General features: G+C 65.0%; 12 protein-coding genes, 1 tRNA gene and 2 pseudogenes. 6 read left to right on the forward strand and 9 right to left on the reverse strand.

The window, feature by feature from the left end; genetic code table 11:
- Positions 1-370: 370 nt before the first annotated feature.
- The gene (locus ACFIMZ_RS18750) at positions 371-1384 is read left to right on the forward strand and encodes a D-2-hydroxyacid dehydrogenase family protein (RefSeq protein ID WP_431820828.1); all 1014 of its coding nucleotides are present in this window, start codon (positions 371-373) and stop codon (positions 1382-1384) included.
- A gap of 41 nt (positions 1385-1425) precedes the next feature.
- Here ACFIMZ_RS18750 and ACFIMZ_RS18755 read toward each other — a convergent pair whose 3' ends face one another.
- Together ACFIMZ_RS18755 and ACFIMZ_RS18760 are read right to left on the reverse strand one after the other, a co-directional pair.
- Entirely contained in the window at positions 1426-2292 is an 867-nt protein-coding gene (locus ACFIMZ_RS18755; protein ID WP_431820829.1) for a patatin-like phospholipase family protein, read from the reverse strand.
- 10 nt (positions 2293-2302) lie between these two features.
- Complete coding sequence (locus ACFIMZ_RS18760) at positions 2303-2707, reverse strand: PaaI family thioesterase (RefSeq protein ID WP_431820830.1); 405 nt, start codon at positions 2705-2707, stop codon at positions 2303-2305.
- A 192-nt stretch (positions 2708-2899) separates the two neighbouring features.
- On the opposite strand from ACFIMZ_RS18760, the gene ACFIMZ_RS18765 reads away from it, so the two are divergent.
- Positions 2900-2975 (forward strand) — tRNA-Lys (locus ACFIMZ_RS18765).
- Between the two features lie 282 nt (positions 2976-3257).
- Here the strand turns inward: ACFIMZ_RS18765 and ACFIMZ_RS18770 are convergent.
- Together ACFIMZ_RS18770 and ACFIMZ_RS18775 are read right to left on the reverse strand one after the other, a co-directional pair.
- The gene (locus tag ACFIMZ_RS18770; protein ID WP_431820831.1) at positions 3258-4163 is read right to left on the reverse strand and encodes a hypothetical protein; all 906 of its coding nucleotides are present in this window, start codon (positions 4161-4163) and stop codon (positions 3258-3260) included.
- Positions 4164-4176: 13 nt separating this feature from the next.
- Positions 4177-4416 (reverse strand): annotated as a pseudogene (locus ACFIMZ_RS18775) (contractile injection system protein, VgrG/Pvc8 family); the annotation flags it as partial.
- A gap of 244 nt (positions 4417-4660) precedes the next feature.
- Between ACFIMZ_RS18775 and ACFIMZ_RS18780 the strand changes: the two are divergent.
- The gene (locus ACFIMZ_RS18780) at positions 4661-5215 is read left to right on the forward strand and encodes a hypothetical protein (protein WP_431820832.1); all 555 of its coding nucleotides are present in this window, start codon (positions 4661-4663) and stop codon (positions 5213-5215) included.
- 17 nt (positions 5216-5232) lie between these two features.
- Here ACFIMZ_RS18780 and ACFIMZ_RS18785 read toward each other — a convergent pair whose 3' ends face one another.
- From ACFIMZ_RS18785 to ACFIMZ_RS18795, 3 genes are read right to left on the reverse strand one after another with little or no spacing between them, the layout of a single operon-like run.
- Entirely contained in the window at positions 5233-5991 is a 759-nt protein-coding gene (locus tag ACFIMZ_RS18785) for an amino acid ABC transporter ATP-binding protein (RefSeq protein WP_431820833.1), read from the reverse strand.
- Complete coding sequence (locus tag ACFIMZ_RS18790) at positions 5988-6668, reverse strand: amino acid ABC transporter permease (RefSeq protein ID WP_431820834.1); 681 nt, start codon at positions 6666-6668, stop codon at positions 5988-5990. Before ACFIMZ_RS18790 ends, ACFIMZ_RS18785 begins: the two co-directional genes overlap by 4 nt.
- A 14-nt stretch (positions 6669-6682) precedes the next feature.
- Entirely contained in the window at positions 6683-7465 is a 783-nt protein-coding gene (locus ACFIMZ_RS18795) for an amino acid ABC transporter substrate-binding protein (RefSeq protein ID WP_431820835.1), read from the reverse strand.
- Positions 7466-7774: 309 nt separating this feature from the next.
- On the opposite strand from ACFIMZ_RS18795, the gene ACFIMZ_RS18800 reads away from it, so the two are divergent.
- Positions 7775-8053, forward strand: a complete 279-nt coding sequence (locus ACFIMZ_RS18800; protein WP_431820836.1) for a hypothetical protein — start codon at positions 7775-7777, stop codon at positions 8051-8053.
- Between the two features lie 54 nt (positions 8054-8107).
- Here the strand turns inward: ACFIMZ_RS18800 and phnY are convergent, their stop codons facing one another.
- Positions 8108-9562: a phosphonoacetaldehyde dehydrogenase gene (phnY, locus tag ACFIMZ_RS18805; RefSeq protein WP_431820837.1), complete on the reverse strand. Its 1455-nt coding sequence runs from the start codon at positions 9560-9562 to the stop codon at positions 8108-8110.
- A gap of 119 nt (positions 9563-9681) precedes the next feature.
- On the opposite strand from phnY, the pseudogene ACFIMZ_RS18810 reads away from it, so the two are divergent.
- Positions 9682-10731, forward strand: a pseudogene (locus tag ACFIMZ_RS18810) (RNA-guided endonuclease InsQ/TnpB family protein); the annotation flags it as partial.
- Positions 10732-10780: 49 nt separating this feature from the next.
- Here ACFIMZ_RS18810 and phnA read toward each other — a convergent pair.
- Positions 10781-12019, reverse strand: a complete 1239-nt coding sequence (gene phnA, locus ACFIMZ_RS18815; protein WP_431820838.1) for a phosphonoacetate hydrolase — start codon at positions 12017-12019, stop codon at positions 10781-10783.
- 242 nt (positions 12020-12261) lie between these two features.
- Here phnA and ACFIMZ_RS18820 point away from each other — a divergent pair, with 242 nt between their 5' ends.
- Positions 12262-13650 carry an FAD-dependent oxidoreductase gene (locus ACFIMZ_RS18820; protein ID WP_431820839.1) on the forward strand — a complete coding sequence of 463 codons (1389 nt, stop codon included), beginning with the start codon at positions 12262-12264 and terminating at the stop codon, positions 13648-13650.
- The last annotated feature ends 37 nt before the right edge of the window (positions 13651-13687 follow it).

Raw genomic sequence — 13687 nt, forward strand, 5'->3', positions numbered from 1 at the left:
TCCTACGACAGCGGAATTGATGCAGAGTTGCTCAACAAGCCCCCTGTAGCCGACAAAAACAGTCAAACATCCTCGCCGCTGCCGGAAAAATGACCTAATTATTCTGATTGGAGCAACAATTGGGTGAACCTCGTCGCCCAAGCGACGGATTCAGGAAGGACGTATTTGATGCGGCACGGCATCGGGGGCCGGCCGGGCGGCGCAAACACGGCGCCGGAGCAGGCTGACGCCAATTGCGGCAGGGCGTAACAACCTGTTAAAAAGACACCATGAGGCCGCTCGACATTGCATCATGTCGGCCCCGGCCGGGCGGGACGAGGCGCGACCGCGCGCCGCCGCCCCTGCTTTCAACGCGCGACTCCCGCAAACCATGAAAATTGCCATCCTCGACGACTACCAGGACGCCGTCCGCAAGCTGAATTGCTTCCAGATGCTCGCCGACCACGACGTGAAGGTCTTCAACAACACGGTGCGCGGCCTGGGACAACTCGCGAGCCGCCTGGCGGAAGTCGAGGCGCTCGTGCTGATTCGCGAACGCACCCCGATTTCGTCGCAACTGCTAGCCAAGTTGCCGCATCTGCGCATGATCAGCCAGACCGGCCGCATCGGGACCCATATCGATCTCGAGGCCTGCACCGAGCGCGGCATCGCGGTGCTCGAAGGGTCGGGCTCGCCGATCGCGCCCGCCGAGCTGACCTGGGCGCTGATCATGGCCGCCCAGCGCCGGATTCCGCAGTACGTCGCGAACCTGAAGCAGGGCGCGTGGCAGCAGTCGGGCCTGAAGACGTCGGCGATGCCGCCGAACTTCGGCCTCGGCCAGGTGCTGCGCGGCCAGACGCTCGGGATCTGGGGCTACGGCAAGATCGGCCGGATCGTCGCCGGCTATGGCAAGGCGTTCGGGATGAACGTGCTGGTCTGGGGCCGCGAGCATTCGCTCGAGGCAGCGCGCGCAGACGGCTATGCCGCGGCCGACAGCCGCGAGGCGCTGTTCGAGCAGAGCGACGTGCTGTCGCTGCACCTGCGCCTGCACGACGACACGCGCGGCATCGTCAAGCAGGACGACCTGATGCGGATGAAGCCGACCTCGCTGCTCGTCAACACGAGCCGCGCCGAGCTGCTCGAGGAAAATGCGCTCGTCAACGCGCTGTCGCACAACCGTCCGGGGATGGTCGCGATCGACGTGTTCGAGAGCGAGCCGATCCTGCAGGGCTACAGCCTGCTGCGGATGGAGAACGTGATCTGCACGCCGCACATCGGCTACGTCGAGCGCGAAAGCTACGAGCTGTATTTCAGCGCGGCGTTCAAGAATATCCTCGCGTTCGACCAGGGCGACATGTCGAACGTCGCCAACCCGGAAGCGCTGACGCCGATCCGCAAGCGCTGACCGGCCCCGGCCGCGCCCGCCCCTGAACCGCCAGCCAACCGTCAGGCGGCGGCGCGCCCGCCCGTCATCGCGTCGATGCGCGTGAGGAAGTGCTCGCCGTCGCGCCGGCCGAGATCGTACGCATGCCGCATCTGCGACGGGCTCGTATAGTCCCAGCTCGAAATCGGCACCTTGCTCGACGGCTGCACGTAGAGGCGCTGCTGTTCGCCGTGCGCGACCGTGAACATCTGCGGCCGCGGATACAGCCGGGTGACGAGCACCAGCACGCGGCCCGGCGACGCGTCGAGCGCGCCGACCGGCACGTTGTCGACCATCCCGCCGTCGAGCACCGGCCGGCCGTCGCGGCGCAGAACCGGCGTGAACGGCGGCGTGCATGACGACTGCAGGATCAGGTCGGCGAGATCCTCGACGCGCGCGCAGTCCTGCGCGCGCACGAATTCCGGCCGGAAACCGAGCGCGCGGCCGAGCGTCGGGTGCAGCGTCTTGCGCACGTATTTCTCGATGTTGTACGCGACGAGACCCACCGCGACCGCGCTGCGCGCACCGAGCCAGCGCGGCACGTGCGACACGCCGATGCGGATCTCGGGCGCGTCGGCGAGCTTCGCGAACGGTTCGCCGTAGATGTCGAGCAGCGCCTGCCGGTAGATCCGGTAGTGCGGAAACACCGGCTCGCGGCCGAACAGGTTGCCCCAGTACGCGTTCTTCCGGTTGTGGCGCAGCGCCTCCTCGTAATAGCGCATCACCCATGCCGCGTCGCGCGTATACAGCATGCACGCGGTCGCGGCGCCGGCCGAGATCCCGGCGATCACGCGCGGCCGCAGCGCGAGCGCCGGCTGCGCAACGTCCCAGAAGCCGGCCTGCCACCAGCAGCGGTTGCCGCCGCCCGCGAACACAATCTGGTCGAACATCGCGCGCCGCTCAGCTGACGAGCGCGTAGGTCGACGTCGCATGGACGGCCATCTTGCCGTCCTCGTCGAACAGCTCGACCTCGCCGAACACCAGGTTGCGCCCCATCCGCAGCACGCGCGCGGTGATGAGCACGTCGCCCTTGCGCACCGGCCGCATGAAGTTCGTGTTGAGCGAGACGGTCGTCATCGGCCGGAACTCGCCGAGCGCGGACGAGATGGCCACCACCATCGCGGTATCGGCGGCGGCCGTGAACACCTGGCCGCAGATCACGCCGCCGGAATGACGGAATTCGCCGGAAAAGGGCAAGCGCAGCGTGATGCTGTCGTCGGCGATCGTTACGGGGACCAGACCGAGCGAGCGGACCCACGGGGCCAGCAGCCGGTCCAGCAATTCGCGGACTGCGTTTTCGTCCATCTTCGAATGTCCAGGAAATGTTGCGCGACCGCCGCGCAACAGGTGTGGGCGTCATCATACCGGGAGCGCGCAAACTGCGATCACTCGTTGAGACGCCAACCGGCCCGAGCGTTCGTGACGAAATATTTTCGAGAAATTTGCAGAAAGGGCTTGCCAGGGGTAAAAAACCCGTGCATAATTTCACTTCTGTTGGGGGCGTTAGCTCAGTTGGTAGAGCAGCGGACTCTTAATCCGTAGGTCGAGTGTTCGAGTCACTCACGCCCCACCAGGAATTCCGAAGCCCGGTTAGCGAAAGCTGACCGGGCTTTTTGCTTTGGCCGAGACATTTATCGTCACGCGCCCCCGACTCCGGGATCAACGGCTCGTGCATCGAGCGCGATGCTTGGCTGATTTTTGCTTTCCGGCACGCCGCGCGCGATACAGCTTGCCGGCCTGAGCGACTCATTGTGTCAGCGCCCCGATGCGCTTCGCTCACCGTTGCCCGGCAGGCAACATCGGACACCACGATCTGCGCCTTGCCGCCTACTGTTGCTCGCATCGTCACATAATCTCATCGCGGATTGGCGGACGATCCCTGCAAAGCCCTGATCGGCGGGTCCCGGTAGGCCGAATCGATCGTGTAGCCTTGCTCTTTCAGGGCCGCCTCTGTCTTGAGTCGCTTTGCGTGGTACTTCTGCAGCTCCGCCGGGAGCAACGCCTTCCAGTTTTGAATTTTCTCGGCATCGCCAGGAAAATATCCCAAGCCGTAAAAGGCATACTCATCCTTCATACGAACAGATAGAAGATAGGTCGTCTTCCCGACAAATCCGCCCATGTTACTTTCATTGAGCGATACCTCGAGATAAACATCATCCGCGTAAAATATCCATCGCGGCATCTCCTTTACTGCGCCCTTCCACTCCTCTAAGGTCGGCGTATAATTCGAATCCAGCGAGTATATTGAATAGATTTTCATATAGTCCCACGCCTGCTTGCCAGTCAGACGCGGATTACCTATATCGATATATCGCATCCAGCCTCTTTCACGTAATTCTGAGAACAACCTCTTCATACGAGCAAGAGCAGCCTCATATGTATCGGCTTGCTCACGGCTCACCCCGAAATTGACACTCCACTTGCAAATACCTCCCGACACATCCTTATCGGCGGACCCCATTGCCGATAGCACGTTGTCGATCATGAAGCTGTGCTTTCCGTGCACGAACTCCACAGTGCCTAGATTGCCTCTCATCCAATCACGCTGATAAAACTTCGCCCCCGATGGATGGTTATCGACAGACGAACCCGGTCCGTTAAGATCAGAGCCTTTAGGGTCACCAAGCCGGATATGTGTCGGTGATAAATCCATGTCTTTACCATGGTCGATTATTGAGCGAGGACTCCAGTAGTGCGCAGTCAACGCGACACCAAATAGGATCACTCCAAGAATCAGTGAAAGAGATAAAGCTTTATTCATTATTTTTCTAACAGGACTGATCTGCCTGCTGAATCCAGAGCGTAACGGGTTGCCCGATCAGCGTTTTCAATTTGAGGTCGCTACACGTCGACAGCACGTCGAGCGTGAAATCGAAATGCCGGCCGATCCGGGACCGGCCCAGGGTGCGTTGGGGTAACAACACATTGTCCCCTAGTGGGATATCGAGTTTCAGCAGTCGATCTTGCTGGAGCAGTGCCCCTTGCATCGCCCTCACGATGTCTTGCACACTCATCACAATCTTTTTTTACTTTTTGCCTACTTTTCCGTCAATTAGCCAACAGAACTCTCTTGCGCGATTCTACAGACAATTGTGCAATGCAGCCTGAAGGTGGGCCATGCGCCGTGCTTATGCCGTCGCCCATTGCGCCAGCCGCTGTCCTCATCTGCCCTCGCTGCGTCGGCGACATGTATCAGCGTCCATGAAGGGTGCCGGGCGACGCGAGGCTCAATATCAACGACAAGGATCCGCTTCAACGATGACTGACGAGCTTGCGACGATCGTCAAAGAAAATATCTCGGGCCTGTGCGACTCGTATGTCCTGCATCTGGCATGCGTCGCCACCGACAATGGCTTCATCGAGATGGCGCGCCAAAAACCGTCGTGCATCCGAGCGGTTCACCGAGCAAGTGATCTTGTCTGCCCGGCAGCCGTCCGGAACAACGCGTCCTTCCTGGATTACCTGATCTCGCGAATCAGGCGGTCGGCAAACATGCCGACGCGTCAGTACTTTGTGGAAGAACTCCGACGCCTGGAGTCGTGCGTGACCAGGGAACACATCTTCGCGCTGGCGACGCTGCCCAAACCGTCCCTCATGATTCTCATGGGCGCGCCATTGTTATTTTTGGGTTCCGCCCTCGGATTCGATACACGAAGCCGATATGCCAAGTTCGTGCAAGACAACGTGAACGCCGGAACAATCGATGAGCGCGTCGTATATGCGGAAATTCTGGAAGGGCTATCCGGAGAAGATATCCCCCTTAACTACCGCCAGGGAATTGCGGATGCCTTGAAGACCGCGGCAACGCGTTGATGACCTGCCCTCGCCGCTCAGACCACCACCGCCCCCTGCGCAAGCGTCGAGACGAACCGCGCGGTGCGCGCATCACGCGGCCGCGTAAACAGGTCGCGCGATGCCCCGCTTTCCACCACCCGCCCGTCCGCAAGGAACACCGCGTCGTGCGCGATCGACGCGGCAAGCCGCAGGTCGTGCGTCGCCATCAGCATCGTCGTGCCTTCGCGCGCGAGCTGGCGCAGCACCTCGACCACTTCGACGGACAGCTCGGGATCGAGCGCCGACGTCGGCTCGTCGCACAGCAGCACCTGCGGCGACGGCGCGAGCGCGCGTGCGATCGCGACGCGCTGCTGCTGGCCGCCCGACAGCGTCGCCGGCCACGCGTCGGCCTTGTCCGCGATGCCGACTTTCGCGAGCAGCGCGAGCGCCCGCTCGCGCGCGCGTTCGCGGCGCCACTTCTGCACCGTGACGAGCCCCTCCATCACGTTCTGCACGACCGTCAGATGCGGAAACAGCTGGAAATTCTGGAACACCATGCCGGTCTGCCGGCGCACCGCGAACACCGCGTCGCGAGACGGCCGGCGGCCGGCCGAGAATTCGACGCGCGCGCCACCGACGGTGAGCACGCCGGATTCCGGCGTCTCCAGCAGATTCACGCAGCGCAGCAGCGTGCTCTTGCCGCTGCCGGACGGGCCGATCAGCGCGGTGACGCTGCCGGGCTTCAGCGCGAGCTCGACCTGCGCGAGCACCCGCTGCGCGCCGAACGACTTGTCGATGCGTTCGAGCCGGATCATCGCAGCTCCGCGTGAAACCGAGCATGGCGGCCGAAATGCGTTTCGAGGCGCTGCTGCAGCGTCGACAGCACCGAGCTGAACAGCAGGTAGATCAACGCGGCCTCGGTATAGAGGATCAGCGGCTCGTAGGTCACGGCCGCGATACGCTGCGCGGCCTGGAAGATCTCCGGCACGGTCAGCACCGCCGCGAGCGACGTGTCCTTGACGAGCGAGATGAACGAATTCGACAGCGCGGGCAGCGCGACCCGCGCCGCCTGCGGCAGGATCGCGCGGCGCAGCGCCTGCGCGCGCGTCATCGCCATCGAGTAGGCGGCTTCCCACTGTCCTTTCGGGATCGATTCGATCACGCCGCGAATCACCTCGGCGTTGTACGCGCCGACGTTCAGCGAGAAGCCGATCACGGCCGCCGTCAACGGATCGAGCACGATGCCGACGTTCGGCAGCCCGTAGAAGATCACGAACAACTGCACGAGCAGCGGCGAGCCGCGAAACAGCCAGATGTAGAAGCGCACGGCCGCCTGCGCCCAGCGCGGCCCGAACAGGCGCGCGAGCGCGGCGCCGAACGCGAGCAGCAGCCCGATCGCGAACGACGCGAGCGTCAGCGGGACGGTGAACACCAGCCCCGCGTACAGCAGGGGCCACAGCGATTGCCCCATCAGGTGCAGCCACGCCGGCATCGCTCAACCCCGCGTCACTGTTGCGACACGTCGCGGCCGAAGTACTTCTGCGAAATCTTCGCGTAAGTGCCGTCCGCCTTGAGGTCGGCGAGCGCCTTGTCGATCGCCGCGCGCAGCTCGGGGCTGCCCTTGCGGATGAGCACGCCCGACTGGTCGCCCGCGCCGGCGGTGTCGGTCGCGGCAATCTTCAGCTTCGCGTCGGGCTTGTGCTTGCGGAAATCCAGGTACGACAGCGAATCGTTGACCGTCGCGTCGACGCGCCCCGACGTCAGCAGGTCGATCGCCTCGTTGAAGCCCTGCACCGCGACGACGTCCGCGCCGTGCGCGGCGGCGAGCTTGCCGAAGTTGCTCGTCAGCGTGTTCGCCGACTTCCGGCCCTTCAGGTCGTCGAACGAACGGATCGCCGCATTGTCCGAGCGCACGATCAGCACGGCGCGCGACGTGATGTAAGGCGTCGAGAAGTCGTACTTCGCCTTGCGCGCGTCGGTGATCGCCACTTCGTTGACGACGGCATCGTAACGGTTCACGTCGAGGCCCGCGATCAGCCCGTCCCACTTGCCTTCGACGAACTGCGGCTTCACGCCCAGACGCTGCGCGATCGCGGTCGCGAGATCGACGTCGAAGCCGGTCAGCCGGCCCGTCTCGTCGTGATACGTGAACGGCGCGTACGTGCCTTCGGTGCCGACCCGGAACACGCCGGACGACTTGATGTGCGAGAGGTCGTCTGCAGCGAAGGCGTTCGCAGCCGCCACGATCGGCAGCAACGCGACGAGCAGCATGGAGCGGATGAGTTTCATGGCACGGACCCCGAATGATTGGACAACGTGATCGATCTCGCCGGCACGGCTTGCCGCGCGAGCGGTCCGCGAATTCTACCGACGGCCCGACGGCCGGCAAAAACGCAAATCGGCTAACGATATGAGCGTGTCGAATAACGCGCGGGCCGCTCCGTCCGAACGTCGGACGAAACCTCGCGCGACGTTGCGTTACGGGTGGTTACAGAAGCGACAACGCGGTATCACCCGTGCCGTGGGCGCCACGTACCATGGAGCCAAGATGAAATGGATGGTTCGCAGGCCGATCGGCCGCGAACGGAGCGAAGGAAGATGAAGCGAATCCTGTTGTCCGGCGTCATTGGCATCGCGGCGGCCTGCCTGTCGGCAAGCGCATTCGCGCATGCCGACATCGGCGTGTACCTCGGCGTGCCGGGCCCGGTGATCGAAGCGCCGCCTCCGGTGGTCTACGCGCCGCCGCCGCCCGTCTACTACGAACCTGCGCCCGCCTACTACGGCCCGTACTACGGCGAATACCGCTATCGCCGCTGGCACGACAACGGCTGGCATCGCGGCTGGCGCCATCACCATCACGACGATGACGACGATTGACCGCCGCCTGCGGCCGCGCGCCGCCGCCGACGCGGCGTGCGCGCGACGCCACGCTCACCACGGCAACGAGTACGTCTTCGTATTCGTGAAGCTCTTCATCGCTTCCTGCACGCCTTCCTTGTAGCCGAGCCCCGAATCCTTCACCCCGCCGAACGGCGTCAGTTCGAGCCGATACCCGGGCACTTCGCGCACGTTCACGCTGCCGACTTCCAGCTCGGTGATGAAGCGCGTGATGTAGTCGAAGCGGTTCGTGCAGATCGACGACGACAGCGCATAGTCGGTGCTGTTCGACATCCGGATCGCGTCGTCGATGTCGCGAAAGCGCATGATCGGCGACACCGGCCCGAACGTCTCGTGCTTCACGAGCGGCATGTCGGGCGTCACGCGATCGACGACCGTCGGCGCATACAGCGCGCCGTCGCGCACGTTGCCGGCCAGGAGCCGCGCGCCGCGCGCGAGCGCGTCGTTCACCTGCTGCTCGCAGAACCGCGCGGCCGCCTCGTCGATCACCGTGCCCATGTCGATCGACGGATCGGCCGGATCGCCGTACGACCACGCGCGCGTCTTCTCGACCACCAGCTCGGTGAAGCGGTCGGCGACCGCCTCGTGCACGAGCATCCGCTTGATCGCCGTGCAGCGCTGCCCCGAGTTCTTGTACGAGCCCGACACCGCGAGCGTGCTCGCCTCGTCGAGGTCGGCGTCTTCCATCACGATGATCGGATCGTTGCCGCCGAGCTCGAGCACCGCGCGCCGGTAGCCCATCCGCGCGGCGATCGACTTGCCGATCGACACGCCGCCCGTGAACGTGATCAGGTCGATCGCCGGGTTCGTGATCAGCTCGTCGGCGATCTCCTTCGGGTCGCCGGTGATCACCTGCAGCATCTGCGGCGGCAAGCCCGCTTCGTACAGGATGTCCGCGAACAGATAGCACGACAGCGGCACCTTCTCCGACGGCTTCACGACGATCCGGTTGTTGGTCGCGACCGCCGGCACGATCTTGTGCGCGACCTGGTTCATCGGATGGTTGAACGGCGTGATCGCCGAGATCACGCCGAGCAGCGGCTCGCGCTGCGTGTACACGCGGCGCTTCTTGCCGTGCGGCGTCAGATCGCACGAGAAGATCTGCCCGTCGTCCTTCAGCACCTCGCCCGCGCCGAACGTCAGCACGTCGGCGACGCGGCCCGCTTCGTACGTCGAGTCCTTGATGCACAGCCCGGCTTCGGCGGTGATCAGCCGCGCGATCTCGGCGGTGCGCAAGCGCACGATGTCGGCCGCGCGGCGCAGGATCGCCGCGCGGTCGTGGCGCGTGAGCTGCGGCCGGTACGCGCGCGCGACCGCGAACGCGCGCCGCACGTCGTCGAGCGTCGCCTTCGGCACGGTGCCGACCAGCGCACCGTCGTACGGATTGCGCACGTCGATCGTCGCGTCGCGACGAATCCGTTCGCCGTCGATCCGCAACGCTTCGTGGCGGATCTCGCCGACGTCCGTCGATGCTGCCATGTCGTTCATCAGACTTTGCTCCGAGAAACCCCGCCATTTCCTCCAAGGGGACTTCCTTCGGGGCGCATGGCGGGGAGGAAAGGAGTGCTCTTGACAGGCAGCTTCTTCCACGGGTTAGGATGGCCGGCATGATTCTTGTCTACCGCTACCGGGTGAAGTCGCTCAACGGACTCCTTAACAAGCAGAGCCGTGCGGTGAACTATGTGTGGAACTTCTGCAATGACACGCAGAAGCACGCGCTCAAGTGGGGCAAGAAGTGGCCGACGGGTTTCGACCTGAACGTGCTCACGACCGGCAGCAGCAAGGCGCTCGGCATCCACTCCGGCACGGTCAATGCAACGTGCGAGCAATACGCGAAATCGCGCAGCCAGCGCCGTCGCACTTACCTGCGCTATCGCGGCAGAAAGTCGCTCGGCTGGGTGCCGCTGAAGGGCCGCGACCTGAAACGCGAGGGCGACGCGTTTCGTTTCGCCGGAAACACCTTCCGCGTATTCAATAGTCGCCCGCTTCCCGACGGCAAGACCAAGGACGGCACCAATTTCGCGCAGGATGCGCGCGGCAACGGGTTCCTCAACATCGTGATCGAGATGCCCGATGTTCCGGCGCGCCCGATCCGCTCCGGCGTCGGCATTGATCTCGGGCTGAAAGACTTCGCCACACTTTCGACCGGCGAGAAGCTGCCCAATGACCGCTTCGGCCGGCGCGCGGCCGACAAGCTGGCGAAGGCGCAACGGGCCCGCAAGCACAAGCGGCATATCGCGAAGCTGCACGCCAAGGTGGCGAACGCCCGCGCCGATTTCCAGCACAAGCTCGCGCTCGATCTGGTGCGACGCTTCGATTACATCGCGGTCGGCAACGTGTCGGCCGTGAAACTCGCCAGAACCCGGATGGCGAAAAGCGTCTACGACGCATCCTGGTCGTCCTTCCGGGACAAGCTCCGTTACAAAGCGATCGCGCACGGAGCCACGTTCGAGGAAGTGGACGAAAGCGGTTCTACCCAGTCCTGTTCGGCGTGCGGGTCGAAAGACAGCACGACGCGGCCGAAAGGTATCGCGGGACTGCGAATAAGAGAGTGGACTTGCAGTGACTGTGGTGTCGTGCATGATCGTGATACCAACGCTGCGTTGAACATTCTCCGATGCGGACGTGCATCGCCAGTGGTGGGAATCCTCCGCCTTCAGGCGGAGGAGGACGTCAAGAATGAGTCCTCGTCCGGATGCGCGCGCGTCACTGCAGATGATTGAGCGCGATGTCGATGATGTCGAAGTTGCGCAGCCGCGCGCGTTCCGCCACGCCAGCGGCGACCGGCCGGCTGAAGACCAGCGGCACGATCTGCTCGGAGAGCCCGCCGTGCGAGCGCAGCGGCACGTCGAGGCCCGACAGGTCGTGCCTGCTGCGGCGCGTGCCGAGCACGACGTCCTGCCGCGAGACGACGATCAGGTCACCCAGCCGGGCCGGCGGCAACTCGAAGCGCGCGCAGCCTTCGGCGCCCGTCAGCGCGAGCTCGATCCCGTCGACCGCGGCGAGCCGCGCGCGCAGCGCGTCGACATCGGCCGAAGCCGGCACGTAAACCGTCGCGAACGAACCGAGCGCGCCGTGGTGCACGACGTACGGATCGGTGATCGGCAGGATCACGCGCGCGGCGTCCTCGCCCAGCCAGTCGTCGAACAGCTCCTGCAGGTAGATCACGTTCGGCTCGCCGGTCGCGGCGTCGTGCTTCGCGTTCATCCCGTGGTCGGCGGTGATCGCGAGGATCGCGCCGAGCTCGTCGAGCCGCTTCAGGTAGCCGTCCATCATCGCGTAGAACGCGTTCGCGCCGGGCGTGCCGGGCGCGCACTTGTGCTGCACGTAGTCGGTGGTCGACAGGTACATCAGGTCGATCGGGCGCGTCTCGAGCAGCCGCACGCCCGCGGCGAACACGAATTCCGACAGGTCCGCGCTGTACACGCCCGGCACGGGCTTGCCGACCAGCTCGAGCACGTGGTCGATGCCGTTCTCCGCGATGCTCGCGCAGTCGGCCTTCTCCGATGAGAAGCAGATGCCCTTCAGCCCGTTGCCGAGCAAGCGGCGCAGCTTGTCCTTCGCGGTCACCACCGCGACGCGCGCGCCCCGGTCCGCGAACGCCGCGAGCACGGTCGGCGCGACCAGGTATTTCGGATCGTTCATCAGCACTTCGGCGCCGCTGTCGCGATCGTAGAAGTAGTTGCCGCTGATCCCGTGCACCGACGGCGGCACGCCCGTCACGATCGACAGGTTGTTCGGGTTCGTGAAGCTCGGCACCACGCACTCGCCCTTCAGCGCCGTCCCGGGCTTCAGCAGCGTGCGCAGGAACGGCACGACGCCGGCCTCGGCCGCCTGCTCCAGGTATTCGTACGCGCAACCGTCGACGCATACCACCACCACCGGTCGGCTCATCCAGTTGTAGCAGCGGCCGTTCACTTCCACGGAAACAGGCGTTTCAGTCATGACTGTCCTTTCGATTCGGAGCGATCGCGGCGCCGGCGTCCGTGCCGGGCCGCGCTTTCGATGCTTGACATTAAAATCGATGGTTTGTAGATTGTCAACAACATGCAGAGAACAGAATGCAATGTGCCGGGTGGTCCGAGCGACGACTTCGGCATGTTTTATCGGGTGGTCAAAAAGCGCGGCTACCTTCTGTAGCCGGCCGTGCGCGACACGGCCGCCTTTCCATTCTTGCGAAACGACTGATGCGTCCCTTCTGGATCGAACAAGCGCTGTTCCACGACGGCGATCTCGCCCCTGCGCTGCAACGCGCGACGCAGGCTGACGTCTGCATCGTCGGCGGCGGCTTCACCGGGCTGTGGACCGCGATTCAGGCGAAGCAGCAAAACCCCGCGCTCGACGTCGTGATCCTCGAAAATGACCTGTGCGGCGCGGGGGCGAGCGGCCGCAACGGCGGCTGCCTGCTCACGTGGTCCGCGAAATTCCTGACGCTGCGGCGCCTGTTCGGCGAAGCCGAGGCGATCCGGCTCGTGAAGGCGTCGGAGGCGGCCGTGCAGCACATCGCCGATTTCTGCCGCGAACACGGCATCGATGCGGAACTGCGCGTCGACGGCACGCTGTACACCGCGACGTCGCCCGCGCAGGTCGGCACGCTCGCGCCGGTGCTCGACGCGCTCGCCGCGTGCGGCATCCACAGCTACGCGCCGCTGCCGCCGGCGGAAGTCGCGCGCCGCTCGGGCTCGACGCGCAACCTCGACGGCGTGTACTCGCCGATCGCCGCGACCGTGCACCCGGGCAAGCTCGTGCGCGGGCTGCGCCGCGTCGCGCTCGCGATGGGCATCCGCATCCACGAGCGCACGCCGATGCTCGACTTCACGCCGGGGCCGCCGGCCGTCGTGCGCACGCCGGCCGGCAGCGTCACCGCGGGCAGGCTCGTGCTCGCGATCAACGCGTGGATGGCGAGCCGCTTCCCGCAGTTCGCGCGCACGATCGCGGTCGTGTCGAGCGACATGGTCATCACCGAGAAGTGTCCGGAGCTGCTCGCGCGGACGGGGCTCGCCGACGGCGTGTCGGTGCTCGATTCGCGGATCTTCGTGTACTACTACCGCAGCACGCCGGACGGGCGGCTGATGCTCGGCAAGGGCGGCAACACGTTCGCGTGGCGCGGGCGCATCGCGCCGGTGTTCGACCAGCGTTCGCCCTATGAGGCGCAGCTCACGCAGAGCCTGCGCGAATTCTTTCCGTCGCTCGCCGGCGTGCCGATCACCGCGAGCTGGAACGGCCCGTCGGACCGCTCGGTGACGGGCTTCCCGTTCTTCGGCCGCCTCGACGGCGCGCCGCACGTGTTCTATGGCTTCGGCTATTCAGGCAACGGCGTGGGGCCGACCTACATGGGCGGGCAGATCCTGTCGTCGCTGGTGCTCGGCCTCGACAACGCCTGGACGCGCAGCCCGCTCACGCGCGGCCCGCTCGGCCAGTTCCCGCCGGAGCCGTTGCGCTACGTCGGCTCGCATGTCGTGCGCAACGCGATCCGCCGCAAGGAGCGCGCGGAGGACGCGCACCGCCGGCCGTGGCGCGTCGACACGTGGCTGAGCCGCCTGGCCGGCGCGGCCGGGAAGGCGGACAAGGCGTAGGGACGATGGTCGCGCGGGCGGTGCAACCCGCGTGATG

Source organism: Burkholderia sp. F1 (assembly GCF_050813845.1).
In the GTDB taxonomy this organism is placed as follows: Bacteria; Pseudomonadota; Gammaproteobacteria; order Burkholderiales; family Burkholderiaceae; genus Burkholderia; species Burkholderia ubonensis.

Coding starts and splice junctions, on each gene's coding strand:
- ACFIMZ_RS18780 (WP_431820832.1), top strand. CDS start 4,661: ATGACTGACGAGCTTGCGACGATCGTCAAAGAAAATATCTCGGGCCTG.
- ACFIMZ_RS18755 (WP_431820829.1), bottom strand. CDS start 2,292: ATGTTCGACCAGATTGTGTTCGCGGGCGGCGGCAACCGCTGCTGGTGG.
- ACFIMZ_RS18795 (WP_431820835.1), bottom strand. CDS start 7,465: ATGAAACTCATCCGCTCCATGCTGCTCGTCGCGTTGCTGCCGATCGTG.
- ACFIMZ_RS18760 (WP_431820830.1), bottom strand. CDS start 2,707: ATGGACGAAAACGCAGTCCGCGAATTGCTGGACCGGCTGCTGGCCCCG.
- phnY (WP_431820837.1), bottom strand. CDS start 9,562: ATGAACGACATGGCAGCATCGACGGACGTCGGCGAGATCCGCCACGAA.
- ACFIMZ_RS18790 (WP_431820834.1), bottom strand. CDS start 6,668: ATGCCGGCGTGGCTGCACCTGATGGGGCAATCGCTGTGGCCCCTGCTG.
- ACFIMZ_RS18770 (WP_431820831.1), bottom strand. CDS start 4,163: ATGAATAAAGCTTTATCTCTTTCACTGATTCTTGGAGTGATCCTATTT.
- phnA (WP_431820838.1), bottom strand. CDS start 12,019: ATGACTGAAACGCCTGTTTCCGTGGAAGTGAACGGCCGCTGCTACAAC.
- ACFIMZ_RS18800 (WP_431820836.1), top strand. CDS start 7,775: ATGAAGCGAATCCTGTTGTCCGGCGTCATTGGCATCGCGGCGGCCTGC.
- ACFIMZ_RS18785 (WP_431820833.1), bottom strand. CDS start 5,991: ATGATCCGGCTCGAACGCATCGACAAGTCGTTCGGCGCGCAGCGGGTG.
- ACFIMZ_RS18820 (WP_431820839.1), top strand. CDS start 12,262: ATGCGTCCCTTCTGGATCGAACAAGCGCTGTTCCACGACGGCGATCTC.
- ACFIMZ_RS18750 (WP_431820828.1), top strand. CDS start 371: ATGAAAATTGCCATCCTCGACGACTACCAGGACGCCGTCCGCAAGCTG.